We start from the raw sequence: 26,533 nt of genomic DNA, 5'->3' as shown, positions 1-26,533 counted from the left end.
GGTTTAAGGGAGGGGTTAATATGTCGGAAATACATCAATCGATCATTCAGCAGCTTCGGACCATTGAATCTGAAGAACAAGTCCGCATTTTGTATGCGTGTGAATCGGGGAGCCGGGCTTGGGGATTTCCATCCAAAGATAGTGATTATGATGTTAGATTCCTATACATACGGAGACCTGAGGCGTATTTATCTATTTTTGAGCACAGGGATGTAATAGAACGGCCGATCAGTGACATGCTTGATATTAACGGTTGGGACTTGAAGAAGGGGCTTAATCTATTTCGGAAATCTAATCCGCCTCTGCTGGAATGGTTAGAATCACCGATTCGCTATGAAGAAAAATACGCTGTAGCCGAAAGTATCCGTGAACTCTCGCCACAAAGCTTTTCGCCAAAATCATGCATTTACCACTATTTGAACATGGCGCGAGGAAATTACCGGGATTATCTGCAAGGCAGTGAGGTTAAAATCAAGAAATATTTTTACGTATTAAGACCACTCTTAGCATGCGCTTGGATTGAAAAATACAACGAAGTGCCGCCGCTCGATTTTAATGTGCTTGTACAGGATTTGATTCCACAAGATTCAGAATTACAGGAAGCTGTGCAGAGCCTGTTATTTCGTAAAATGTCCGGTGATGAACTAAATCTGGAGCCGCGCTTGGATGTTATCAATATTTATTTGGAGGAGCGAATTGCTCATTACGAGGCGGTTGCTTCTGCTTTTGAACAGAGTGTTGGTGTTATGGATGAAGCGTTAGATGTCTTGTTCCTATCAGCACTGATAGAGGTCTGGGGAGAAACGGGGCAATGGAACTGGTAAGTTCACAATTCAATAATTGTTAATTAAGGAGAGATGAAGCTTATGCATTTGATTATCAAGGCGACGGGGTCAGGAGCAGGGATGTTGTCCCATCTGCTGGCTAAAAACCCGCATAATTTATATGACAGGAGCGATAAAGAAGCTAGAGTGCGTATAGTATTCACTGCAGCTACCGACGAAGAGACAGCGGCCGTTATCTATGTCACACCAGATCCAATAGCTCTAGTTAAAGGAAATACAGCTCATAATGACATCACACAATATATTAACGATCGGGAGTTTGTTACGAGCAGCCGGTTCTGCTCTTATATCCGTCCAGCGCTAGGTACAGCTCTTAATGGAAAGCCTAAGGAAGTATTTTTGCCTTGGGTAGATCACAAATTTCAATTGGAGCTGTCCTTTGGCCCAGTAGCATCGAACCTGCCTGATCACACGATTGAGGAACTGTTTCATGCACTTGGCTACGAGCTTGAGCTTGAAAGAGGAGATGCAGTGTATTCTTTTGATTTAAAAAGCCGCAGTTCTGCACGATACATTAGGCTGCGGGGAGAACAGACTCTGCAAACGGCCCTTCGTCAACTGTTCATTCTGATTCCGGCATTAGATGATGATAAGCATTATTTTATCAGTGATGATGAGATTGAAAAAATCAGGCGTTATGGCGAAGGTTGGTTGGATAGTCATCCGTTGCGTGCGTTAATTCTCAAGCGGTCACTACGATTTGCTAATCTTATTAAGCAATTTGATGGTGAGGAATCCACCCCTTCTTCTGAAAAAGTGGCTATTACTCCTGCTGAGATTTCAGCTGAGCCTAAAATTAGATTAAATGATCTGCGTTATGCGGCGATTGCAGAAACAGTAGAAGGGTTGGCCTTCAAGAGTAGTATTGTTGACTTTGGTTCCGGTGAAGGAAAACTTTCGGCAAGACTCGGAAGTGTGCCGGGCGTTAAGCAGATTTGGGCGGTTGAGCCTTCGGCAAACTCACAGTTACGCGCAATAGACCGCTTCTCGAAGCTTGAAGACCGAGAAGGAGTTACCGTGCCGACGCCTGTTACAGGTTCTTTGTTCTACTTCGATGAATCGCTGCGGAACAAGGATATTATGATTCTATGTGAGGTTATTGAGCATATCGACGAATATAGGCTGGCTCGAGTGATGGAGACTATTCTGGCGGAATATAGTCCTAAGGTATTGATCCTGACTACACCGAACAAGGAGTATAACGAGGTGTATGAGATGGAATCGGAAGAAATGCGGCATAGTGATCACCGTTTTGAATGGGGACGAGCAGAGTTCTCCGAGTGGTGTATGCGCTGGACGAGCTCCTTTGATTATTCGGTTGATTTTAAAGGAATTGGCGAGGGTTCTGACGCTTTTGGATACCCGACGCAGATGGCGATATTTAGGAAGGAGGGAGCAGTGTAATGACTACAGAAGAGCAAAAAGAAAAGCAACGAACCATTCTTTTTCCGCATGCAGGAATTATTGTATTGGTGGGTCCCTCCAATAGCGGCAAAAGTACTTTACTGCGTAGATTAGTAGATGAAGGCACGTTGTTGCAGACAGAAATCGTCTCATCGGATGATTTCCGTAGCATGCTTGGCGACACTGATTTTATGGATTGGAAGAATCGTCCCCGCGAAGAAGCAGATATTATTTTTAATGATTATCAGTTGCTCTCAAGTCTAGCCTTTGAAGCAATGAATTCAGTCATTGCCATGCGCTGCCGACTTGGAAAACTGACGGTGGTGGATGCTACACATCTGCAAGAGGAATACCGTAAGCAATATTTAGATTTAGCAGATAAGTATAATGTTCCATGTATGGCCTGGGTGCTCGATGTTACAGAGGAAACGCTGCTGGAGCGGGATGTACAGCGTGAGCATCCACGAGGACGCCAGCGGGTCAAGCAACAATATGGACAGTTCAAGCGTTCGCTACGGAGTGTTAAGGACGAGGGCTTTGCCTCGACTTATTTTTTGAAAAATACGGAGTCAGTACTTTTTGAACGTAAGCAGAACCCGCTTTGGGTTGAAATCGATAAAGGACTTGATATAATCGGCGACATTCATGGTTGTTATGAAGAGATGATCGAGCTACTCGAAAGATTGGAATATAAGGAAGACGAGAAAGGATTGTACAAACACCCCGAGGGTAGGCAGTTAATTTCTGTGGGGGATGTGATGAGCCGGGGCCCGGAATCGCTGAAGACGATGAGGTTTTGGAAAAAGCATGTAGATGCTGGAATCGCCCGCATGATCGACAGCAACCATGGCTGGAAAATCGCCCGCTACCTGGATGGTCGCAAAGTTACATTAAGTCACGGAGACGAGAATATCGCCGCTGAGCTGGAGGCGTTTGCGCTAGAAGCAGGCGATGAGGAAGCAAAAAGGCTTAGGGATGAACTTAAACAGTTTCTTTTGTCCGCGCCTAGCCACTTGTTGTTTGGCCGCAATGGCGTGCGGCGGGTCGTAGTTACCCATGCCGGAATTAGCGATGAATTTATCGGCAAGCAGTCCAAACGGATTCAGGACTTCTGCCGATATGGGGACACTGATGGAATGGATGGCAAGGGTGCTCCTGTAAGGAAAGAATGGTATGTCGAACACGAATCTGGGGAGATCATCGTCTGGGGGCATGATCCTAGACCTTTCCCAACCGTAGTAAAAAATACAGTGAACATCGACCAGGGTGCTGTATTTGGCGGATCTTTAACTGCGTACCGTTACCCTGAAGGAAAATTTGTTAGTGTTAAAGCGAAACGCGATTATGCAGGTGATCCGGACAGTCCGTTAATACGTTGGGAGCGGGGGAGATTCTCACCGCCTAACCTGCGTAAATTCGTGGAAGGCTACTCAGTCCAGACTGACCTTTATGGTGAAATAACTGCGCGCGGAGAATTCGTTAAAGCGGCCATAGACACGGTCTCCCACTTTACGGTTCCACTTGAGGAACTGGTATATATCCCACCGACCATGAGTCCGCCGCCTTCAGTGTCTATAGATGAGAACTATCTGGAGCATCCGCGTGAAGCTTTTGCTTATTTCCGCGCACAAGGTGTGAAGACAATGATCGCGGAGAAAAAGCATATGGGCAGCCGGGCCATCCTATTGTTATTCCGGGATGAAGAGGCGGCATTACCATATGTGGGCAGGCCGTCGTTAGGCACGATTTATACACGTACTGGCCGAGCTTTTTTTGACAGGGATACTGAATCTGAAGTGTTACGTAGGCTGAACGCGGATCTCGTGCAGGCGAATTATTTTGCGAAAAATAACACGGATTTGCTGCTCCTAGATGCGGAGATCGTACCGTGGAACTTGAAAGCGCGTGAGCTGATTTCCTCCCAATATGCACATGTGGCTGAAGCAGCACTGTTAGATCGGGAGCATCTTTTGGAGAAGCTGCGTGAGGCTGAAAGATCAGGGCGAGATGTTACCTCGTGGATACAGGAAATGGAGGAGAAGCTCCAGAATGCTCATCTTTTTAAGGAAGCTTTCCAAAAGTATTGCTGGGACGTAAGTGGATTAGAGGGGATTAAGATTGCTCCCTTCCACACGCTTGCGCATAGCGGACAAACTTTCTTTGAGCACAGCCATCTTTGGCATATGGAGCATAATCGTGAACTAGCGGAGTTGTCACCTTTATTTATGGAGACTGAATACCGCACGGTTTGTAATGAAGCGGACGAGGAACAGATAATCCGTTGGTGGGAAGAGATGACGGAGGATGGGCATGAAGGGATTGTTATCAAACCGGAAACGTTTATAACACGTAATGGAGATAAACTGGTTCAGCCTGCACTCAAGGTGAGAGGGCGTAAATATTTGCATATTATCTATGGAATAGATTATTTACAGCCGGACAATCTTGAACGCTTCAAGCAGCGCAAAACAAGCAAAAAAGAGCGAAATGCCTTAATGGAATGTGCGCTTAGCCGGGAATCGGTGGAACGTTTTATTCGTAAAGAGCCGATAGAACGCGTACATGAATGTGTGCTTGCTGCGCTGTCTTTGGAGTCTGATCCTGTAGATCCACGGCTGTAGAGAATAGAATAGAAATGAGTTATGAATTGAGGTAGAAATATAATGTTAAGCAATGCTACAGAAGTGTCGTTAAGTAAATTTATGACTAAATTGCTCCGGCATACTCCAGAGCAGTATGGCCTTATTTTGGATCCTGAGGATGGTTCCTGTACATTGGACGATTTGTTGTCCGTACTTGTGAAAGCTCCTAGATGGTCTGAGGTGACTGTGGGAGATATTCAGCAAGTGGTTGCAGGCTGCGAGAAGCAACGATTTGAAATCAATGGAGATCGAATCAAAGCTCGGTACGGGCATAGTCATACCAAAATTTCCTATGATCCGGGAACTCCGCCATCTACGCTTTATCACGGAACTCATACTGGCGTTCTCTCAGTTATTTTGGAAGAGGGACTCCAATCAATGGGACGCCAATATGTTCATTTATCCGAAGGGACACATTTTGCCAGTCTGGCCGGAAGCCGCAGAGGGAAATTGATTCTGCTGACTGTTGATACGATTAGTGCTGGTCAAATGGGTGTAACTTTTTATTGTGCGGGTAATGAGGTATGGCTGGCGGACCCAATTCCGGCTTCCTGTCTTAATGTGTATACCCCATTGTAGAATTAGAACATCGTTTGGTTAGGAGGCATACTCACATGGATGGAATTTCAGATCACCTAGATCACGGATTACAGATTGTATTTATTGGTTTTAACCCGAGTATTCGTTCAGGTGAAGTGGGGCACCATTACGCGAATCCAAGAAATAATTTCTGGAGAATCTTGCACAATTCAGGACTTACTCCTCGGCTATACGACGCGTCTGAGGACGGGGAACTACTTAAGCTGGGTTATGGTTTTACGAATATTGTTTCCAGGCCTACACGCGGAATCGACGATATTACCCGTGAGGAATATAATGAGGGCCGCGAATTGCTTCGCTCCAAGCTGGAATTGTATCGCCCACAGGTCGCCTGTTTTGTAGGAAAAGGTGTATATACAGAGTTTAGTCGTAGGACTAAAGCAAACTGGGGATTTCAAGGGGATGTACCTCCGAAGGTAGACGGTGTACGTGAATTTGTAGCTCCCTCTTCCAGTGGATTAGTGAGGATGCCTATGGAGGAGATCATAGGGATTTACCGTAGGTTAGCCGAGTTTACGCAAGAAAGCGACAGATGAGATGATGTGTTTGGCTGCAGAGTTATGGGCTTGAAGAAGTATGAACTTCAAACAATAAACGAGCAAGTTTCCAGATTGGAAACTTGCTCGTTTTTATTACTTCAATGGACTAGCCGATGCGATTGTTCTTGTACGATACTAATCCGCAAATAATACATCAAGTCTCGATCAACAACAGAATGATAGAGGATAAGGATAGACAAACGCTGATCAAGCATAACACGGCAACGACTTGCTTCTGGCTCAAACCTGCACGAAGCAGCCGGTAATGAGCCTGGGTAGCGTCGGCCTGATAAATGGACTTGCCTTGGATAAAGCGTTTGACGACGACAAAAATATTGTCGAAGATCGGAACGCCCAGCGCCAGAATCGGGATGAACAGCGACAGGGCCGTAGCTTGCTTAAACGCGCCGTCGAGTGCGATTACCGCAAGGATGAAACCTAGAAAGGTAGCCCCGGCGTCGCCCATAAAGATTTTGGCAGGCGGTTTGTTATAGCGTAGATAAGCAATGGTGACACCGACGAGCGCAATCGCCATAATCGCAGAAGAGGATTGCCCCTTAGTTAATGCGACAATAAATAGTGTTATGGCCGAAATAGCAGTTAAGGCACCAGCCAAACCATCCATACCATCCGAGAAATTAATGACAGTGGTTACGCCGAAGATCCAGATAATCGTCAATAGAAACTGTAATACAACGGGTAGAACGATATAATCCCCTGAGAAAGGGTTGTAGAAGCCTGTAAATGCGTTGCCGGAAAGATAAACAAGAACAGCCGCACTAACCTGCACAATCATTTTGGGCAGTGCCGGGAAATCCTTACCTTTTGTTTTGTACCAATCATCTATGGTGCCTATGGTCAGCAGCAGTACGCCCCCTGCAAACAGCGCGACGGTTTCCATGGAGAATTCACGGGCAAATACCAGATAGGTAATGAAAAATCCAATGAATATGGCGTAACTGGCCGTAAGCGGTATAGGCTCTCTATGAATTTTACGCTCAACGTCCTGACGAGGCTTGTCCACAAAATCAAGTCGGAAAGCTAGTCTGCCGAGCGGCGGAATTAGAAAGTAGACGATAGAAAAAGACATTAGAAACGATAAAACGTATAATATGACGCTCACCACCGTTTTCTTTTTAAAATAACACAATTCGCTTAAAACTACCTTAAAAAAGTAAATTTTTGTCGTCTGACTGATAAGTTGACTTGATTGTATCACTGTAGTACCTTTTTGAGAAAAGAGTTTTGGGGGATATTTATGAAATACGACGTTATTTTATTCGATGCTGACGATACATTGTTTGATTACGGAATGGCAGAAAGTCACGCGTTATCTAACGCATTTCTACATGTTGGGATGCCCACAGGTGCTGAGGATTATGCTGCCAGTTATCAGGAGATTAATCATGCGCTGTGGCGTGATTTGGAGCAGGGGAAGATTAGTTCTGCGGCATTACGCGTGGAACGGTTTAATCGGTTATTCGCTACGAATGCGCTGGAGCTAGATCCTGAGGCGTTTAGTGAAGCTTATCTACGTTTCTTAGGCGAGGGAACCTTTCTGATCCAGGGAGCGATCGAGCTGTGCGAGGAGCTTGCCGGCTGTCGATTAGCAATCATTACGAACGGAATTAAAGAAGTGCAGACTTCCAGAATTCAAGGATCATCGCTTAGTGAAACATTTGAGCAGATCATTATTTCAGAGGAGGCTGGTTGTCAGAAGCCGGAGACAGGGATTTTTGATTATGCTTTTGCCAAATTGGGGATTTCGGATAAGGAAAAAGTACTGATTGTAGGGGACTCCTTAACCTCTGATATTCAAGGCGGAATCAATTATGGGATCGATACTTGCTGGTTTAACCCGCTCGGTAAAGAGAATACGTCGGGTGTTCAACCGAAATATGAAATTCGAGTTCTGTCGGAGCTCTTAGACATTGTAGGCAAGACAACGGATCTTCAATAAAAAATAAGGTGTGAGCGCATCAGCGACTCACACCTTTTATTAAGTGAGCTGAAGAATCTTATTGCCGAGTATCCAGCGGCTTCAGATAAGCTTCGATTTGCTGGCGTTTCGATTCCAGAAATGGTGGCAGTGCAAGAGATTCGCCCAAACTTTCCATTGGCTCATCTGTTGCAAAGCCTGGCCCGTCTGTAGCTAGCTCAAAAAGAATGCCGTTAGGCTCACGGAAGTAAAGGGAGCGGAAGTAGAAACGATCCACGAATCCGGAGTTAGGAAGCTGAGCTGTGCGTATATGCTCGACCCATTGCTTCAATTCCTCCTCGTTATCCACGCGGAATGCGACATGGTGCACACCACCTCGTCCCAGATGTTCCTGCTCTAGATCATTACGTTCCTCTAGGTGAACCTCTGCACCTGATCCGCCTTCTCCAGTCTCAAATACAATCACATCTGGCTGGCCCGCAATGGTTGAAGGATAAGTGCTTTTGCGGCGGAAGCCAAGCAATTGCTCCAGTACAACCGCCGTATGCTCTGCACTTTCTACTGTAAGATGTGCAGGACCTAGGCCAACAATCCCATATTCAGCAGGTACCGGGCTTTTAGCCCAAGGGATGCCGCCGGCAACACCATTATCATTTTCGTCGGATACTAGAATGAAACGTTGCCCTTCGTGATCACGGAAGGCTAAAGTCTGGCGGCCACCGATTGTTTGAATCGTTTCATGCTCTACGTTAAGCTCGGTGAAACGCTGCTCCCAATAGGTAAGTGCAGCATCATTTGGCACTCGAAGGGAGAGCGCGGAGATGCTGTTATTGCCTGCACGGTTGCGGCCCGCCATCGGGAGTTCGAAGAAAGTTAATTCGGTTCCGGGATTACCCTTCTCATCACCATAGAATAAATGATACACTGAAATATCATCCTGGTTTACTGTCTTTTTAATGAGACGCAGTCCAAGTACTTCGGTATAGAACCTAAAGTTTTCTTGCGCTTTACCTGTAATTGCGGATACGTGATGCAGTCCTTTTAATGTTAATGTCATGTGTAATTACCTCCGTGTAAATGCTAAATGTGAGTAAGTTATATTGTGATCTTTTAAAGATTTAGTGAGTATTATTAAGTTACTATAATTTTAATAGTAAAATGCGATTTTTGCAAGTAGATGTTTATGCATCATAAAATCCAGTTCATACATAAGGAGAGTGTACAATGCACACAACTACTAGTTTGATGAAACAATTGCAGGAGCTAAAGCTTGATCCACACGGGACTATTCTGGTCCATTCGTCATTAAAAAGCATTGGGGAAGTAGATGGAGGCGCGAACACAGTACTGGATGTACTCAGTGAATATATGAAGGATGGACTGCTCGTATTGCCAACTCATACATGGGCTTATATTAATGCAGACAATCCAAGGTTCTCTGTTCAAGATTCCCCATCTTGTGTAGGGATATTACCGGAGTTATTCCGTAAACGTCCAGGTGTTATTCGCTCTTGGCATCCGACACATTCTGTAGCGGCTTTAGGTGCAGATGCTGAGGAGTTCACTACGGGGGATGAACGCTGGGATACGCCGTGCGCCCGTGGTTCAGCATGGGGCAAGCTACTTGATCGAAAGGCGGAAATTTTACTGCTGGGAGTCGATCTTCGGCGGAATACGTTCATCCATGGCATTGAAGAGTGGGTCGATATTCCAGGCAGAATGACGGATACCCATGAGGAGCTATATACGGTGACGCCGGGTGGAGATGAAATCATGGTGCCTTCTCGCAGACATTGTGGCCTCTCTTGGTCGGAGCATTTTTGGAAGGTGGAGCGTGAGCTTGAAGAGGGCGGTGCCATGCGCAAGGGTAACTTTGGAGACGCGTTAGTCAGGGTATGTGGGACGGTAGAAACGACGGATATCCTAAGCCAGATGCTGACAGAGAATCCGGACCTTTTCTCGGATAATGAGCCACTGCATGGGGAGGACAAGCCGGTACCACTTCCAAAGACTAGGGCGTGAGCAACCTTAGAAGAGGCTAATTGAATGCCGATAAAGCATTTTTCAAACCACACAATCTGGAAGCCGCTATCAATGTATGGTATATTAATCTCACTAAAACATAGTAAGGAGATTGGAAATGGAAAAAACTTTGGTTTTTGGACACAAAAATCCGGATACGGATACCATTTGTTCTGCAATTGCTTATGCTGCACTCAAAAAGGAATTGGGCTGGGATGCTGAGGCCGTTCGTCTGGGCGAGGTTAGTGGTGAAACGCAATTTGCGCTTGATCATTTCGGAGTCGCTTCTCCTCGTCTGGTAGAGAACGTAGCTGGTGAAGCAAATCAGGTTATTCTTGTTGACCATAACGAACGCCAACAAAGTGCGAATGACATTGATCAAGTGCGCGTGGTTGAAGTTATCGACCATCACCGGATCGCAAACTTTGAGACTGCACATCCGTTATACTATCGTGCTGAGCCAGTAGGCTGTACAGCTACTATTCTTAACAAGCTGTATAAAGAAAACGGAGTTGCTATTCCTAAAGAAATCGCCGGATTGATGCTGTCTGCGATCATTTCTGATTCCTTGCTGTTTAAATCACCAACTTGCACTGCGGAAGATGTAGCTGCAGCACGTGAGCTTGCTGAAATCGCTGGTGTAGATGCAGAAAGCTACGGTCTCGACATGCTGAAGGCTGGAGCTGATCTTAGCGACAAGAGTATCGCTCAACTGATTTCCTTGGATGCAAAGGAATTCAAAATGGGTGAATACAAAGTTGAAATCGCTCAAGTGAACGCGGTAGATGTTAATGATGTTCTCTCCAAACAAGCTGAACTGGAAACTGCACTTACTTCCATTATTGCTGAAAAAGAATTGGATCTGTTTTTGTTTGTAGTTACAGATATCCTTAATAATGATTCCGTAGGTCTGGCTCTGGGTCGAGTTGCAGGTGCAGTAGAAACGGCGTACAATGTTAAGCTTGATGACAATAAAGCACTTCTCAGAGGTGTAGTATCCCGTAAATCGCAAATCGTTCCTGTTCTTACAGAAACAATTGCTAAGCTGTAACACATTTTGACAATTGCACTCTATTCGGTGCAGTAGCATTCATATAAGAGCCACGTCATCCATTGAAAGTTATAAGGGTGACGTGGTTCTTTTTGTTTTACGACACATTCTGCTACAATACTTTGAGAGGTAAGAGTAACAACCAACATCTGGAATATAACAAAGAGATAGGGGATATTTAGAATGGAATTGTTTGCAACACTCGAGCAGGACGATTACGAGGAACTGTTATTTTGTCAGGATAAAGCATCAGGATTAAAGGCAATCATCGCCATTCATGACACGACATTAGGGCCCGCACTGGGTGGAACACGGATGTGGACCTATGCTACAGAAGAGGAAGCGATTGTTGACGCGCTTCGATTAGCGAAAGGGATGACGTACAAAAATGCAGTATCCGGCCTAAATTTAGGCGGTGGGAAAACGGTAATTATAGGGGATCCCAAGAAGGATAAGAATGAAGCGATGTTCCGTGCTTTTGGAAGATACATACAGGGCTTGAATGGACGTTACATAACAGCCGAGGATGTTGGCACTACAGAAGAAGATATGAACATTATTTATCAGGAGACAGATTATGTTACAGGTACATCTCCTACTTATGGTTCATCGGGCAATCCGTCACCAGCGACGGCTTACGGCGTATACCAAGGGATGAAGGCAGCGGCCAAAGCAGCGTTTGGCAGTGATTCGCTCGAAGGAAAGATTGTAGCCGTTCAAGGCGTTGGGAATGTGGCTTTTTCGCTGTGTAAGCATCTTCATGAAGAGGGCGCTCAGCTTATCGTAACCGATATTCATAAAGAAGCTGTGGGGCGTGCAGTAGAGGCTTACGGCGCCAAAGCAGTCGATCCCGCAGATATTATCAGTACAGACTGTGATATCTATGCTCCATGCGCACTCGGAGCAACGATCAATGATGAGACCCTCCGGGTAATTAAGGCGAAGGTGATCGCTGGCGCAGCCAACAATCAGTTAAAAGAGGCCTATCATGGCGATACTCTGCACGAAATGGGCATTGTATATGCTCCTGATTATGTGATTAATGCTGGTGGCGTTATTAATATTGCGGATGAACTGAATGGTTATAATAAGGAACGTGCGTTTAAGCAGGTTTCAAAAATTTACGATAACATCACCCGCGTGCTGGAAATCTCACGTCTAAATGGAATTCCTACTTCTGTTGCGGCAAATCAGCTTGCAGAGGAGCGGATTTCCTTATTAAGAAATACTCGTAGTACTTTCTTGCGTAACGGTCAACATGCTCTTAGCAGAAGATCACTACGGGGATAAGTTGCATAGGTACTTAAATTAGTCTTTCACAAGCAAAAACGCCGTTGGCGTCCTTTAAGGACGCCAACGGCGTTTTTGCTTGTTATTGTACCTTTTGTGGTTCTGGGTAAGTGACGCCCAGGGTGTCGACGGTTACTTTCTTCATCACTGGTGGTTCTTCTGGACGATCTGAACTGTCTGTTTTCAAGCCAACAATGGATTTAACCACGTCCATGCCTTCGGTAACTTTACCAAAAGCGGCATAGCTTCCATCTAGACTAGGATAAGCTGCATCCATAATAAAGAACTGGGAACCGGCAGAATCTGGAGCCTGCGATCTTGCCATGGACAGAACACCTTCCGTATGCAACAGGTTATTAGTAAACCCGTTTCCAGAGAATTCTCCAGCGATGCTATATCCTGGGCCACCCATACCGGTACCATCAGGGTCACCGCCCTGAATCATGAAGTCAGGGATCACTCTATGGAATATGGTGCCGTCATAAAATCCTTTTTGAATCAGTGAGATGAAGTTGTTAACAGTGTTAGGGGCAACTTCAGGATAAAGCTCGGCTTTGATGATGCCTCCGTTATCCATCTCAATAGTCACAATGGGGTGGCTTGCTGTAGCTGAAGGGAGTCCTTCGTTAGCGCCAGCATTTGTCTCGCTGCTTGCGTTATTTCCTGCTGCTCCACTGCTGCTTCCATTATTACTGCTGGCATTGTTATTGGTAGGCTTATTACCGCAACCTGCTGCAATAACCATCACCAGGCATAACATGACCATTAGGATAGCAGATCTTGCTCGTGTAGACTTCACTAATCAATCTCTCCTTTTTCTTGAATAATCTCGTAGGTACTTCTCATAATAACCTCTTTGTCCCTTTACATGCAAAGGTCAGTTATGACATGTGGGATTGGCACATTCTCAAAAGAGGTTTACAATAATAGGAATGTTTCCGCGAGAACATCAAGAAAGGATGTGTAGATCATGCGCTTTTCATGGAAACGGAACTTGATCGTGCTTTGGGTGGGTGTCTTTTTTTGTAGTACGGCGTATTCGATCTCTATTCCGTTCCTCTCTATTTTTTTGAGTGACGAGCTTGGGGTTACGAATCATTTGGAAATTTGGTCTGGGGTTAGCTTTGGCATAACCTTTCTAGCCAGCGCTTTAATTTCTCCCTACTGGGGTTCCCTCGCCGACAAATATGGTCGGAAGCCGATGCTTATTCGCTCGGGCTTCAGTTTGGCAGCCTTATATCTGATTAATTACTTCGTGCATGATCCTTACGTCTTTCTGATCGTGCGCGTACTACAAGGATTGCTTGCTGGATTTGTTCCGGCTGCGATAGCCATGGTGGCTACGAACACACCTGAGGATAAGACCGGTTATGCGCTGAGTATTATGTCTACAGCCGGAGCAACGGGCAGTATCATTGGTCCATTGATCGGCGGTGTAGTGAGCTTTTACACAAGCAATCGGGTTGCTTTTTTATTCTCAGCAGGTATTGTACTCGTTTCGGCACTTATTGCTACTTTTTTTGCTAAAGAAGAGAATTTTGACCGATCTGCTCCGAGGTCTCATGTAAGTGATGATATCAAGGAAGCGCGAAGCAATCGCGCATTTATGACTTTGCTATCGCTGGCGGGGATAAGCACCTTTTCTGTTATGATTCTGGAGCCGCTTATTCCGATACATCTGCTAGACATGGGAATCGCCAAAAGCAGCGCCTCGCTAAGCTCAGGAATTGTATTCTCCGCTGTGGGTATTGCTACTGTGCTAATGGCTCCGCAGTGGGGGAGAATCGGAAGCCGGAAGGGCTTCGGGATGATCTTGTTCATTGGATTAATCGGTGGAGGTATCGGTAATATTCTGCAATTCTTTGTTACAGGGTATGTGGAATTCGCCGTTCTTCGTTTTGCCTACGGCTTGTTCTATGCAGGTGTGCTTCCATCTGTAAATGCAATGATTGTACAAGTGATTGAGCCCGGGTTTCGCGGACGTGCTTTTGGTCTCAACCAAGCGGCATCTCAACTCGCGACAATGGCCGGGCCTATTATAGGCGGTTTACTTGGGGCTTTTATCCAGATCCGCTGGGTGTTTGTGATCAATGGGGTGATGCTGCTTGTAGCAGCGGTATTGGTTAAGACCCGTAAGCTGGATTCCCAAATTGCAGCAGCGCGTTCAGCAGAATAACCGGCAGCTCAAGAGTAACCCTTACGGAGGAAAGTGCTCATATTGAAAAACAAATAAAGCCGCCGGATCCTAGCCCGGCGGCTTTATATAGTCTAATCTCCCTGTGATCCATTTAAGACGTCCGTTCCAGGCATGCCATCTACTGGTGGTGAAGCAGGGTCGATGATGGATCCAGGATACACCTCATCTGCATCAGGAATATCTTCCAATGGCGGATCCTCCTCTTCCATTTCTAGCAGCTCCTCGTCCTCAGCATTATCGCTACTTGTTAGTCCTGCCGTTTCAGCGGCGAGGAATGCATCGGATTCCAGTAAGTCATTTCTTTCGAGTGTTTCCTCAGGTTGGTTTAAACCAATATCCGCCGCCAAATATTTATCGCCAACCAACACGGGGTCGGCATCTTCATTGACAACATCCTCTACATCAATATCAGCTTGTATATAACGTTCATATGCAAAATCGGCTTCAGTTTTATTAGGTGTATCTTCCATAGCCGTTCACTCCCTCGGTAGGTTAAGATTTGGACTTCTCATATGTATCTTTACCCGATTGCCTATGATCGAATCGTTTTATAAATAATCAGGGAAATAACGCCGATAAATAACGTCTTTTTTCGAGAAAATTTACAAGAATAGGCAGGAATAGTGCGAAGGTTGTCGAAATTAAGAATCATATATGATCATTTAAACAACTAATGAATTACTGAGGTGCTACGATGAAGTTGCCAAAACCAAAGATAGCGGCTACTTTGCTATTATTTCTATTGCTAACAGCAATAGTGCCTTACGGTGCGGCGATAGTGAGTGCTGGATCATCAGACTCTGCGCTGCCAAGTTGGGAGATTAGATTTGGAAATACAGAAGCAGAGACTGTCGAAGAAGCTGTAGCAGCTTCAGATGATGAATGGATTCGCGTAACGCCTCATAATCACAAACCAGAGATGCCAAAAGGTACATCCTCAGCGTGGCTCCGGTTTTCTTTGCCGCAAATGAGCGAGAAATCCGCGTTATTCATTAATAAGGTATATGGAAATAGCGTCAAAGCTTATGTGAATAACGCGTTAGTATATGATTCTGAGAATAAATACAATTTCAACGGCAGCAAAATTCTAATTCCTTTATCCACAGAAGATGGAGGAAAGGAACTATACATATGGACACACGGAGGAAGCAAAGATTTAGGAATAGAAGGCGAAATAAGAGTAGATCGCTACAGTGAGCTGTTGTCCATTTATGTGAAGCAGGGCTTAATGGATATCATCATTGGGATGACGTTTATCTTTATAGCTATTGTCCTGTTTATTTGTTCATTATTCTTGAGAAAAGGATTTTTTACGGCCGGATTTTTGTTGGTGTTAATTCTCTTATCCATTGGAGTCATAGTGGTTACGTATTCTTCGTTTTTGCCGATCATCCTCGGAGATTATGGGAAAATCGTGCTTGTATTCTTTGATTTAGCATTGTACACCTTGTTGCCATCAGTAACCTTTTATTTTGAGAAAATATTCGGTTCAGGGAAAAAACAAATCGTCACCCGATTCCGTAAGTTTCAATTGGTTTATTCTATATTCTGTCTTTCACTAATGGTTATTAATATCCTTCTGTCGTATCAGCTGGAAGACTTTTATAGATTCATGACTGCTGATATTCTAGGCATCATTATGATTGTGCAATTTATATTATTGGTAAGCTTAGCGTTTATTCATACTTATCGCGGCAATGGGGATGCTATTGTTTTTACTACAGGATTTACAATCTTTGCATTTATATCTCTTGTCGAATTGATCGTATACTACATATCCAGAGAATCCTATCAATTATATTGGTGGAAGTGGGGGATGATGGTTTTCGTATTATCCTTAATCGTCATTCTGGGGAGAAGGTTTACGAGAAACCATGAACAACTCGTTGAATATTCTCGTAAGCTTGAGACGTTTAATAATGATTTACAGCGTTCCGAGAAAATGGAGATTATAAGTGAATTGGCAGCTTCTGTAGCGCATGAGGTACGGAATCCTTTACAGGTAACCCGTGGTTTCCTTCAGATCCTAGGAGAACGCTCAGATTATAAGGAGAGGGAGTATATGCAGATGGCTATCGCAGAACTGGATAGAGCTACGGTTATTATCTCAGACTTCCTTACCTTTGCTAAGCCAGGGCTAGAGACCATTGAGAGGCTTAATGTATCCGAGGAGTTACGGCATGTGTCGGGTATTCTCGCTCCGCTTGCGAATTTGCAAGGGGGAGTCATTGAACTCAACCTGCAGTCGGAACTCTGCGTAATTGGATCATCTGCCAAATTTAAACAAGCGTTTATTAATATTATAAAAAATAGCATCGAAGCTTTGCAGGATAATGGACTTATTAGAGTTACTGCCTGGAAATCCGAAGCCCATGTAATGATTAGTGTACGTGATAATGGAGAAGGGATGAATGGTAGTGAACTGGCCCGATTGGGTGAGCCCTATTACTCTAATAAAACAAAAGGAACAGGACTTGGACTTATGGTAACCTTCCGAATAATTGAGGCGATGGAAGGGACAACTGAGTTTCATAGTGAGAAGGGGGAAGGAACGGAGATTATCATTAAATTGCCAACGGCTAGAAAAAATTAGGAGAATTTAATGATTATTCCGTTTTTTAGAAGGAAAGGGTAGCATAGTGAGCGAAGTAGTAACACACAGAATATTGTTTCTGAAACTTCCTTCTGAGGTGCCTATATGCGCTTGATGGTTAAAATACTCCACATTACAATCACCCTTTCACTCCTCCTGATAGGTTGTGGCTCTATTATTGTATCGGCAGCGAACCCAAATCCATCCCAAGAAATTACAAAGTGGCAAATGAAATGGGGGGATGAAACAGGAAATGCAGGACAAGAGATTCCGTGGAGTGAAGGCCAGCAAAGCTGGATGAACGTAGATTCTAAGAAGGAACTCCCAGAGTTACCTTCAGGAGTATCCTCTTCTTGGACCCGCATTTCCTTACCCGATTTAAGTTATGTGTCTCCTTCGGTGTATATCGATACTTTATATGCTCTTCATGTGAGAGTGTATGTGGAGGATCGTTTGATCTTCGAGGAAAATCGTAAATATATCAAGGATAACTATTCTTTGCTGTTGCCTTTAAGTAAAGAAGATAACGGGAAAACACTATATATCTGGACAGAAACCATGCAAGACAGAATTGGAATTAAAAAAAGTGTAATGATCGGTGAACATAGTCAATTAATTAATGAATATATTGAGAATGGACTAAGTGATGTGATTTTGGGCTGCGCATTTTTTCTGGTGGCTATCGTTCTATTTATAAGTGCTCTATACATAAACAGAGATTATTTCTCCAGTGTTGCTTCACTAGCAGTGGTTATAGCGGCTACCGGAATCCTTTCTATAACCTACTCCCCCTTCATCTATACCTTTTATAATAAATTGGGGCCAATTAGTAACGTTTGCCTAGACTTAGCCCTTTTTTCACTTCTCCCAGCGCTTACCTTTTTATTTGAGAAATTATTCGGTAGTGGTAAATTCAGTATCATTCGAAAATTTCGTCAATTTCAAGTACTTTACTCTTCTTTTTGTTTGTTATGTCTTTTAATCAATCTCCTATCAAATAATCGCTATATTGAGTTCTATTATTTTATTTCTACCACCATTATAGGGGTTATCTTTATCCTCCAATTCATCCTGCTGATCGCATGTGTGGTTATGTTCTCTCTTAAAGGAAATAAAGATGCTATTGTGTTTGCCATTGGATTTGGAACCGCTGCGTTTACTGTAGTTGCAGAGCTATTATGGTATTACATCCAAAAAGGGAATTATGATTTGTTCTTGTGGAAGTGGGGGCTAGTTGCTTTCATTATTTCCTTGATCGTAATTCTGGAACGAAGATTAGCCTATAACCATCAACAGGTTGTTAATTACTCTAGAGAACTAGAGCGTTTCAACAATGAATTGGAGCGTTCGGAAAAAATGGAGATCATTAGCGAGCTTGCTGCATCCGTAGCTCATGAAGTAAGAAACCCACTACAAGTCACCCGGGGATTTCTTCAGCTGCTTAGCGAGAAGTCCGTTAACGAAGAGCAAATTTATATGTCAATGGCCCTAAGTGAACTAGATCGTGCATCCAATATTATTACAGATTTCTTAACCTTTGCTAAACCAGAATTTGAGACAATCTCTAGTCTGAATTTATATGATGAATTCAAGCATATTGAGAGTATTATGCAGCCCTTGTGTCACATCAATGGAGGAAAAATGATTCTGGATGTATCCGGCCAATTATGGGTAAAAGGAAATTCCTCGAAATTTAAGCAGGCGTTCATTAACATTATCAAGAACAGCATTGAATCATTCAGTGAAGAAGGGTTCATTTATATGTCGGTGTACGGTGAAGATAATAAAGTGATTATTCACATCAAAGATAACGGGGAAGGAATGGACCCTGATGTTCTGCACCGACTCGGAGAACCATATTTCACCAAGAAAAATAAAGGAACAGGTTTAGGATTGATGGTCACCTTCCGCATCATTGAAGCTATGCAAGGTGAAGTGAGATTTACAAGCAAAAAAGGAGTAGGAACCGAATCCATTACCATACTGCCATTGGCAGAAGCTCCGGATGATTCCTACTCCCTATGAGGTTAATCCTGCTGTCTTACCAAGAACCGCGTGGTGCTGCGGTTGCTTTCAATACATCTGATGATGGACTTGGTGGGATTACAAGATAGAATTCATTTGAACCTTCTTCAACGGCTTTCAAGGTAACGCTGTCGGGAATGATTACGCCTAGCGCTTCTTGGAGAGCTGCTTTTGGATCTGCGAGTAGTCTTTGCTTAAAACTTGGATCTTCCCATGCCTTTTGAATGACTTGATTTCTAAGAACTGCTTCTGACAAAATAATCACCCTTTCCAAAATGTATATATTTACCTTTAATAATATAACATAGCAATTGTGCTAATACTATTCTTTTTATTACAAAATAATAGAATTATTTTATATTTTTTGACAAATAATAAAACAAGCCTCCACCTTGTAAAAGCTGCTTTTCTGCTTCGATAGAATCTGAGATCTGTTGTAAGTTCGTCACCAACATGGAGTGGAATGCTAGGAGATGAGGTATATCTAAGCTGGAAGCCATTACTTTGCGATGCGTATCCTGCGCTAGCTCAGCATAGGTACGTAGTCCGTTTGCTGTAAACAGAAAGAATTCGACCTCTTTTGATGTGAGTGTGGTTGCTTTATCAGTGGATAGATAGCTTCGTGTGAGTGAGAGGAGACAATTATAGCTGCCTTCTGATAAATCTACGTTCCAGTCTTCATAGTCGTCAAGCATTTGCAGTGTAAGTAGAACAGAGTCGATCATTTCCTCAGACTGCGGTACAAGAGAATCCTTACCAGATAGCAGAAGGGCAGCGGTACTGGATAGTTTGAGCGGACTGGCTTTATAAGGGATCTTGATCCGATCATTAAGAAAATAATCACTGGTGGTTTCATTACTAACACTGTCTGCCCATTGAGCGATATAACGATTGAACGATGTCCAGAAAGAGGAGTCATTCGGAAATAAAAGTCTGTAGATATTCAAAAATTCAACATAGAGTAGGTTCGCTAAAGGTAATCTTTCGTATGTAGAGGATTCTTTGCTGTCCATCAGGTCATCCTGTATGAAAAAATATAGCATGAAGAAGACATTGCCCATCGACATTTGACGGGTAATTTCTGCTGAGAGCCCACAGCTTTTCTGAAGCCAAAAGGGTAATAGATAACATATGTAATTTTTGTGGCTTTCCGCATTGAATACGTTAAAATGTTCAAGATAGGACATGCCTTGTGAATTTAGAGGCTCAGGAAATTCGGAGATGATCTTTCTACTTTCTTGAAATACTAAGCGGAGTTCTTCTTCGTAATCATTTAGCCAATCCATTGCATCCCTCCTACAATAAAATTGCAAAAAACTGGTTCTTTCGCCCTGATTATATCCTTCTCTTTATTCCATTACAACTAAAATTTAGGAGGTTTAAGGACGAATGGAGTGCTATACCTTTGGACAAATGCTTATGACTATTCGAATGGGGCAAAAGGCTGAAACGCCAGACGGCCGCATTGTGATGCGTACCTCTGCGGGACTTATTTGGACCAATGGGATATTGAATGGAAAAACAGTAGAAATCAAAGATTATTTGTTCTCTGATCTGTGGCAAATCTATGAGGATGAGGAAAGCATGAAAGAGGGAATCGGCAGAGAAAAGCATGAAAAGCGGGAGCGGGAAATGCTTGAAAATCAATATGAAGAGCTGCGCATAGCGAGTCGGAAACATTAAATTCAACGTTCGACTCGCCAATTGCAGCTAGGATGAGGAAATTACTTCGATTTCAATGCTTCGTATTGACCTCTAAGACGTAGAAGTCTCCAAATACTTTGATCTAAGCCACCGAGTCGGTTGCGCTCGGTCCACAATAGACGATATTGATGAAGTAGAACATTCAAATCATTGATTTGCTCCGTAATCAGATTAGGGTCAATCGAATCTGGCGCGGATGCCAGCTGCAGTTTAATTCTTCCAAGCTGCACAGCGTGCTTCACAAAATGGATTCCGTTACTCAGTTCCTTAAGAACAAGATCAGCATCATCACATTGAAGATCAAGCCCCGAGAGACGTGCCTCGATAGAGAGCATGTATTCTTCAAGATTGTTGAAATGCTCTTCGGTAAGTTTCTCTACAATTAACAAATTGTCGAGATTAGTACGAAGAAGCAGGGACATTTCCGTATCATTTGAACGAATAATCTCGGATTCAAGCTGATAGTAATTGCCGAGATCAAGGAGTAGTTGACCAATACCCTCGGAACGATCCGCGAAGATGAATGTATTTAAATATTTTGCAGTGTCTACATCTAGATTGTTATCTACATTCCAGGAAAGCGCAGCACCATAAACATATCCAGTGTAGCTGATTGGAAGATGCTGCCAGTGCCCGTGATCACCCCAATCGGTAATGAGATAGCCGATAGAACCATTATTTTTGCCATGAATAGCTGCACTACGCAGATTGGCAAACATATTGTCGCTACGCCCCGTAATGGAGTTCCATGAGCTGGTACCAGGGCAGACATAGAAAGGAATGCCTGCTTCACGGAATTTGAGGGTATCCGACTCAAAAGGATGTTCCGCACTGTAACCCCATTCCATAGCAATAATATCTTTAGGCAGGTGAGGGATCAGTTCGGGATGTTGGATAATAATATCGCCCCAGAATTGCATCGTCTTGCCGCGTTTCGTAACAAGCTCATAAATCTTCTGAAGAAAAGATAAATAGATCTGACCTTTACCTTGTGATTCAGCCAGCGCTTTGCTTTTGCCAAGACCAAGCTCATACGTCTCATCACAGCCTACATTAAATTGATTAGAGGAGAAGTATGGAAGCAGATCGTCGAACATTTTTTCTAGCAGAGGGAGCACGGCAGGATCTTCGGTATCAAACGTACCGGGATGCATAAATAGTCCTTCTGGATATACATCTCCCATGTACAATTCCTTGGGAAGCATAAATCCCTCTGGAATTTCGGCTAAAGCATTGAATTCAGGACGGGAAAGCCAGCCTTCCATATGTCCAAAGCTGTTCTGGTTTGGAACAAGCTCAATATAACGCGCCTTACAGTAGGCATCTAGAAGCAAGATTTCCTCTCCTGTGATTGGAGTCTCAAGCTCCCACACTTGAGGGAAAGATTCGTACGCGAACGGCGTACCTTCTATATATAGCTGAAGCTGGTTCATCTTCAGATCGGCCATAAGGTCAATGATTCGGTACAAGGTTTCTTGCTTTGGAATTTTATTGCGGCTGATATCAACGGTTATCCCTCTAGCTCCAAAATCAGGTTCATCGCGAATATGCAGATGAGGAATAGATCTGCCGCTTTGTTCAATGATTTGTTTCAGAGTGGCTACTGCGTAGAAGGCACCGACAGGTGAGCTATAGGAGACAACGATACCGCTCTGATCAACAACTATTTCGTATGCCTGCTCAGATAATGACGGCACATAGCTAAAGATACAAGCGGATACGACCGTTGGACGTGTGCCAATAGATAAGGTCAAATGAAGATTTAAGGCTTGTTTAATCACAGCTTGCAGCTTTTGTGCAGCAGGCATTGAACTTTCCTCTCCCGTACTAGGAAGCACAATGCTTCCGCTTATTGGGAAACGGTATGAGTCCTGTGACAATGTGATTTCACGCGGATTAGGCAGAAGCAGTAGTGTAGAATGATTAAGCATAGCGTGGACACCTCTTATTCATGTAGAATATGATCAACTTCACAATAACCTTATCACTACTAAACAGAGGGGGGAATGTCTATAATGTCCAAGCGCATGGATTATATGATCAGTCCATATCCAATACGAATTATTGATCCGAAGGTTGAGTCCTCTAAGCTGAAGCTTAAAAATATTAGAGTAGGACAAGCCGGCCATTTGCCTGGAAGAACGTTATTCCGTTCAGGCGTAGTTTTTGAACACTGGGCTATTGTTTACATAGTATCTGGTGGTGGCACCTATATGGAGACTTCGGGGAAAGAACAGCAGGTGCGTGAAGGCAGCTTATTCTTTTTTCGCCCAGGATACAGTTACAATTTCGGCCCACCACCTGGAGGGAGCTGGGATGAATATTATATTAATTTTAATGGGACACGTGTATCGGAATGGCTAGAGTCGGGTCTAATCGCTGGCGGGAATGTGTTCCAAGCGAATTCGATCATGGGTCTTTCGACCTTATTTGAAGAGGTACTACAACGAATGGAGAGTGGAGAACCTGCAGATGCGGATCGGGCCGCACTACTCGTTGAAAGGATGCTATTGGAGTGTTCTTTTATAATAGAAGAAAAAAGTTGGAATGCTCAGGCAGATTATATGCGTCAGATTCGGGAGGACCTGAATTTATGCATTTATGGTGAAATGGACCTAGAGCAAATTGCGGCAAAACATCATATCTCGATGTCTACCCTTCGTCGTCTTGTTCGGCGTAGTAGCGGGTATCCGCTTCATGAATATATTCACCGTCTTAAAATGGCTGAGGCCAAAAAGCTGCTTCTAAATACCCCATTACAAGTAAAAGAAATATCGGGCATGCTTCATTATAATGATCCATTCTATTTTTCACGTTTATTTAAAAAATATATGGGGATTGCGCCACAGCTTTGTCGTAGTAACATTTAAATCGACATCATACTACTAGAGTCCCAATGTGAATTGTTATAATTATATAATTGTTGTCGTTTTATGAGATATGTTAAAAATTATGGATTAATATTACATAAATACGTTAGTTCTTTATAACTATAGTGGATAAAATGACAAATTTTAGGTATAAAATCTTCTAAAAAAATAATAAATTTTTTGTAACTATTTTTCAAATGGAAGCGCAAACATGGGAAATGTCAGCTTGTTATTGTGATTTTTCTCATGTATGATGCTTTTATCGAGCACAGTACAATCTCGCATTTTCCAAAAAAACTGGAGAATAGGGTGGTGGGATGAAAATCAAACCAACTGCAGAAGACAAACTGATTGAGTATTACAGGTACTTCTCTTTGTCCCTCACATCGCTCATGTATCTTCTAGATAAAACGGGACCTTCCGTAATTTATAAATCCCTTGTTATTGCCATACTCTTTCTGTTTGCACAAACGTTCTCATTTTTTTATCGGAGGTTACGAAGCAGGCCAAAGACTCTCGTCCTAGCTGTTAGTATAGAGATGGTGGGAATTATTGCATTGACCTTGTTTACCGGTGGGTACGAGAGTTCCTTTAGGCTCTATGTGCTAAACCCTGTATTGATTGCTGCAGGCTCATTGTCCATTTATTTTGGATGGTCGCTGCTTTTAAGTTACATCAGTATTTTTGCGGTGCTCTGTTATTTTTTTATCAATTCTGCGAACAAAACTTTTTTGGAAATTGTATTTGTAAATGGGAATCTGTTTCTAACACTGGTACTTACGGTTATAATAATGCAGATCGTTAATCGGATGAAGCGGCAACGTGAAGAATCGAATGCTCGCACGAAAGAGACGATGGAGCATATCAAATCGCTGTACCATATCGTGGAAACCTCAAGCCAACATGATTTCATGAATATCGGTCAAGTGATCACCGATTATGTTGTTAAGCTAACGAAGTTAGATAAGGCTTTGTTTTGGTTCGCCAAGAAAAGCGGAGAACCAGCACCGCAGAGCAGGCAGACCGGCTGGCAGCAGGAAGAGGAACAGTTCTTATTCTCAGAACTGGGCAAACATGAACATGAATGGAGATTGCAGCGAGAGCCTATTTTTAGAAATCTTCCGGGATTAGGAGATTTCCTGCTGATGCCTGTACGGATGAGCACCCGATTTGTAGGGATGATTGGACTCAAGCTGGAGTCTACAGAGGGGCTGGAAGGCCGCAGATGGTATATTCAACAATTGATATTCTTATCTGAGCTAAGTGCGAATATTCTTGAAAGGCATGAGCTTGGTGTGATTGAGAACCGGTTGATCATCACGAACGAACAGAACCGGATTGCGGATGAAATGCACGACAGTGTATCCCAAAGCCTTTTTGGTATTGTGTATGCGACGCATTCGCTGAAGGAATCGTGGAAGAGAATGTCAGATCATGAGCTAGAAGAACAAATTGAGCTTATTCATGACTCTGCTACAAAGGTTGCTAAAGAACTGCGGATCACGATCTACAGTCTTAGCTCCAAGAAGAGTGGCGGGCCTACATGGCTCGGTATGGTAAGATCACATTTAAAGAGCTTATCCAGATTAAATGATGTTGATATTGAATTAAAAATAACGGGAGATGATTTCAGTCTCCCTTATCCTTACCACAAAGCGCTTTTTCGGATTATCTCCGAAGCCACTGGTAATGCCATCAGGCATGGTGCTGCCAGTCGAGTGGATGTAGAACTGTCTCTGAAGCCGACTTGGATTCGATTATTGATTTGTGATAATGGTGTTGGTTTTGATACTGATTTGTTATGGATTGAATCCGAAGATAGTGCGAGTGGGCTTGGCATGAAGAATATGCAATATTTGACGCAGTCGCTAGGTGGCGACTTCCAGCTGTCCAGTAATGAAAATATGGGAACGAGAATCTTGATTTCCATTCCTGTGGGTGTAGCTGAATTAAAGAATGCATAAACTTTAGGGCGGGAGGTCGTTTCTAATGAAAATCGTCATTGTAGATGATCATCCTCTAGTTAGAAGAGGGCTGGCATCCGTTATTTCGATGCAACCGAATGTGAAGTTTGCTGGAGAGGCGACGAACGGCCAAGAAGCGCTTCTTGTGATTGAGGAGACGCAGCCTGACCTTGTACTCATTGATCTTAAGCTAGCGGATGAATCAGGACTTGATGTCATCAAGAAAGCGCGTGCTCGTGGAATCGTTAGTAAGTTTATTCTGCTGACATCATCTGCAAGCAGAGAGGATTTTCTGAAAGCTGAGGAAGTGCTGGTAGACGGATATGTACTGAAAGAGGCATTGCCAGAAGAGTTACTATTTGCTATCCAGTTGGTCCATAAAGGAAGAAAGTATTATGATCCTGGTCTGATGGAAGATAAGATGCGAATGAGTGAAAGCAGTCCGACAGATGAATTGACCCCGAAAGAGAAGGAAGTCTTAATCGAACTAGGACAGGGCGCTTGCAACAGAGAAATTGCCTCACGTCTTTTTATTAGTGAATTTACAGTGAAAAAGCATGTCAGTCAGATTTTAGCGAAATTACAGGTGGCAGATCGTACACAGGCAGCGCTTTACGCAAATGCTGTCGGATTGACCAAATATGAAATGTCTTATGAGTGAAAGTTGAACTAATTTATAAGCATTGTACATAAACACGGACTCGATGTCCGTGTTTTTTTGTGCGTCAAAACTTAAATTAGCCCTAAATATGGCGCTAAAGTATACCTCACCCCCCTCTTAAGGAGTACAACGTCTTACTCCAAAGTGAAGAGGAAAGTGATGATATGAGCCATGTGGCGAATGGTGT

Annotated in this window: 23 protein-coding genes; 16 read left to right on the top strand and 7 right to left on the bottom strand. The window is 43.5% G+C overall.

Annotation, left to right across the window (positions count from 1 at the left end; genetic code table 11):
- Positions 1–20 precede the first annotated feature (20 nt).
- Genes NSQ29_RS22870 through NSQ29_RS22850 form a run of 5 tightly spaced genes read left to right on the top strand, consistent with a single transcriptional unit; the run spans position 21 to position 6,027 of the window.
- Positions 21–824 carry a nucleotidyltransferase domain-containing protein gene (locus tag NSQ29_RS22870; RefSeq protein WP_341126157.1) on the top strand — a complete coding sequence of 268 codons (804 nt, stop codon included), beginning with the start codon at positions 21–23 and terminating at the stop codon, positions 822–824.
- 42 nt (positions 825–866) lie between these two features.
- A complete protein-coding gene (locus tag NSQ29_RS22865) occupies positions 867–2,249 on the top strand; it encodes a 3' terminal RNA ribose 2'-O-methyltransferase Hen1 (RefSeq protein ID WP_341126156.1) in 1,383 nt (460 codons plus the stop codon).
- Positions 2,249–4,870, top strand: a complete 2,622-nt coding sequence (locus NSQ29_RS22860) for a polynucleotide kinase-phosphatase (RefSeq protein WP_340974253.1) — start codon at positions 2,249–2,251, stop codon at positions 4,868–4,870. The genes NSQ29_RS22865 and NSQ29_RS22860 overlap by 1 nt, the downstream gene beginning before the upstream one ends.
- Before the next feature lie 42 nt (positions 4,871–4,912).
- Entirely contained in the window at positions 4,913–5,470 is a 558-nt protein-coding gene (locus tag NSQ29_RS22855) for an RNA 2'-phosphotransferase (protein WP_340974255.1), read from the top strand.
- A 35-nt stretch (positions 5,471–5,505) separates the two neighbouring features.
- The gene (locus NSQ29_RS22850; protein WP_042185130.1) at positions 5,506–6,027 is read left to right on the top strand and encodes a mismatch-specific DNA-glycosylase; all 522 of its coding nucleotides are present in this window, start codon (positions 5,506–5,508) and stop codon (positions 6,025–6,027) included.
- A 157-nt stretch (positions 6,028–6,184) separates the two neighbouring features.
- Here NSQ29_RS22850 and NSQ29_RS22845 read toward each other — a convergent pair whose 3' ends face one another.
- Positions 6,185–7,120: an MraY family glycosyltransferase gene (locus NSQ29_RS22845; protein WP_042124401.1), complete on the bottom strand. Its 936-nt coding sequence runs from the start codon at positions 7,118–7,120 to the stop codon at positions 6,185–6,187.
- A gap of 168 nt (positions 7,121–7,288) precedes the next feature.
- Between NSQ29_RS22845 and NSQ29_RS22840 the strand changes: the two genes are divergently transcribed.
- Positions 7,289–7,990, top strand: coding sequence for a YjjG family noncanonical pyrimidine nucleotidase (locus NSQ29_RS22840; protein WP_341126155.1), 702 nt, complete (start codon positions 7,289–7,291; stop codon positions 7,988–7,990).
- Between the two features lie 58 nt (positions 7,991–8,048).
- Here NSQ29_RS22840 and NSQ29_RS22835 read toward each other — a convergent pair whose 3' ends face one another.
- Positions 8,049–9,026 carry a ring-cleaving dioxygenase gene (locus NSQ29_RS22835; protein WP_341126154.1) on the bottom strand — a complete coding sequence of 326 codons (978 nt, stop codon included), beginning with the start codon at positions 9,024–9,026 and terminating at the stop codon, positions 8,049–8,051.
- A gap of 167 nt (positions 9,027–9,193) precedes the next feature.
- Here NSQ29_RS22835 and NSQ29_RS22830 point away from each other — a divergent pair, with 167 nt between their 5' ends.
- The 3 genes from NSQ29_RS22830 to NSQ29_RS22820 all read left to right on the top strand — a co-directional run bounded on the left by NSQ29_RS22830 (position 9,194) and on the right by NSQ29_RS22820 (position 12,332).
- Positions 9,194–9,991, top strand: a complete 798-nt coding sequence (locus NSQ29_RS22830) for an AAC(3) family N-acetyltransferase (protein WP_341061217.1) — start codon at positions 9,194–9,196, stop codon at positions 9,989–9,991.
- A 118-nt stretch (positions 9,992–10,109) separates the two neighbouring features.
- Positions 10,110–11,042 carry a manganese-dependent inorganic pyrophosphatase gene (locus NSQ29_RS22825; protein ID WP_341126153.1) on the top strand — a complete coding sequence of 311 codons (933 nt, stop codon included), beginning with the start codon at positions 10,110–10,112 and terminating at the stop codon, positions 11,040–11,042.
- A gap of 183 nt (positions 11,043–11,225) precedes the next feature.
- Entirely contained in the window at positions 11,226–12,332 is a 1,107-nt protein-coding gene (locus NSQ29_RS22820) for a Glu/Leu/Phe/Val family dehydrogenase (protein WP_341126152.1), read from the top strand.
- Positions 12,333–12,414: 82 nt separating this feature from the next.
- On the opposite strand, the gene NSQ29_RS22815 is transcribed toward NSQ29_RS22820, so the two are convergent.
- Entirely contained in the window at positions 12,415–13,098 is a 684-nt protein-coding gene (locus NSQ29_RS22815) for a peptidylprolyl isomerase (protein WP_076299216.1), read from the bottom strand.
- 204 nt (positions 13,099–13,302) lie between these two features.
- Here NSQ29_RS22815 and NSQ29_RS22810 point away from each other — a divergent pair, with 204 nt between their 5' ends.
- Positions 13,303–14,508 (top strand): MFS transporter, encoded by a 1,206-nt coding sequence (locus NSQ29_RS22810; RefSeq protein WP_076283887.1) that lies wholly within the window; start codon positions 13,303–13,305, stop codon positions 14,506–14,508.
- A 92-nt stretch (positions 14,509–14,600) separates the two neighbouring features.
- On the opposite strand, the gene NSQ29_RS22805 is transcribed toward NSQ29_RS22810, so the two are convergent.
- Positions 14,601–14,999: a hypothetical protein gene (locus NSQ29_RS22805; protein ID WP_076283888.1), complete on the bottom strand. Its 399-nt coding sequence runs from the start codon at positions 14,997–14,999 to the stop codon at positions 14,601–14,603.
- A gap of 224 nt (positions 15,000–15,223) precedes the next feature.
- Between NSQ29_RS22805 and NSQ29_RS22800 the strand changes: the two genes are divergently transcribed.
- A complete protein-coding gene (locus tag NSQ29_RS22800) occupies positions 15,224–17,122 on the top strand; it encodes an ATP-binding protein (RefSeq protein ID WP_340974262.1) in 1,899 nt (632 codons plus the stop codon).
- Positions 17,123–17,227: 105 nt separating this feature from the next.
- Positions 17,228–19,147, top strand: a complete 1,920-nt coding sequence (locus NSQ29_RS22795; RefSeq protein ID WP_341126151.1) for a HAMP domain-containing sensor histidine kinase — start codon at positions 17,228–17,230, stop codon at positions 19,145–19,147.
- Between the two features lie 16 nt (positions 19,148–19,163).
- Here NSQ29_RS22795 and NSQ29_RS22790 read toward each other — a convergent pair whose 3' ends face one another.
- The gene (locus NSQ29_RS22790; RefSeq protein ID WP_170880314.1) at positions 19,164–19,403 is read right to left on the bottom strand and encodes an NHLP leader peptide family RiPP precursor; all 240 of its coding nucleotides are present in this window, start codon (positions 19,401–19,403) and stop codon (positions 19,164–19,166) included.
- A 94-nt stretch (positions 19,404–19,497) separates the two neighbouring features.
- Positions 19,498–20,433: a hypothetical protein gene (locus NSQ29_RS22785; RefSeq protein ID WP_341126150.1), complete on the bottom strand. Its 936-nt coding sequence runs from the start codon at positions 20,431–20,433 to the stop codon at positions 19,498–19,500.
- Positions 20,434–20,536: 103 nt separating this feature from the next.
- Here NSQ29_RS22785 and NSQ29_RS22780 point away from each other — a divergent pair, with 103 nt between their 5' ends.
- Positions 20,537–20,830, top strand: coding sequence for a hypothetical protein (locus NSQ29_RS22780; RefSeq protein WP_076299135.1), 294 nt, complete (start codon positions 20,537–20,539; stop codon positions 20,828–20,830).
- 41 nt (positions 20,831–20,871) lie between these two features.
- On the opposite strand, the gene NSQ29_RS22775 is transcribed toward NSQ29_RS22780, so the two are convergent.
- Positions 20,872–22,782: a family 20 glycosylhydrolase gene (locus NSQ29_RS22775; RefSeq protein WP_076299136.1), complete on the bottom strand. Its 1,911-nt coding sequence runs from the start codon at positions 22,780–22,782 to the stop codon at positions 20,872–20,874.
- Between the two features lie 84 nt (positions 22,783–22,866).
- On the opposite strand from NSQ29_RS22775, the gene NSQ29_RS22770 reads away from it, so the two are divergent.
- The 3 genes from NSQ29_RS22770 (at position 22,867) to NSQ29_RS22760 (ending at position 26,346) form a co-directional block, all read left to right on the top strand.
- Positions 22,867–23,721 (top strand): AraC family transcriptional regulator, encoded by an 855-nt coding sequence (locus NSQ29_RS22770; protein WP_076283894.1) that lies wholly within the window; start codon positions 22,867–22,869, stop codon positions 23,719–23,721.
- A gap of 317 nt (positions 23,722–24,038) precedes the next feature.
- Positions 24,039–25,685, top strand: a complete 1,647-nt coding sequence (locus NSQ29_RS22765; protein ID WP_042185158.1) for a sensor histidine kinase — start codon at positions 24,039–24,041, stop codon at positions 25,683–25,685.
- Positions 25,686–25,710: 25 nt separating this feature from the next.
- Positions 25,711–26,346: a response regulator gene (locus NSQ29_RS22760; protein WP_042185164.1), complete on the top strand. Its 636-nt coding sequence runs from the start codon at positions 25,711–25,713 to the stop codon at positions 26,344–26,346.
- The last annotated feature ends 187 nt before the right edge of the window (positions 26,347–26,533 follow it).

The sequence above is a fragment of the Paenibacillus sp. FSL F4-0236 genome, assembly GCF_038000135.1.
Taxonomy (GTDB): Bacteria; Bacillota; Bacilli; order Paenibacillales; family Paenibacillaceae; genus Paenibacillus_AQ.
The sequence above is the reverse complement of the archived record's forward strand: the minus strand, read 5'-3'. Positions and strand labels throughout refer to the sequence as shown.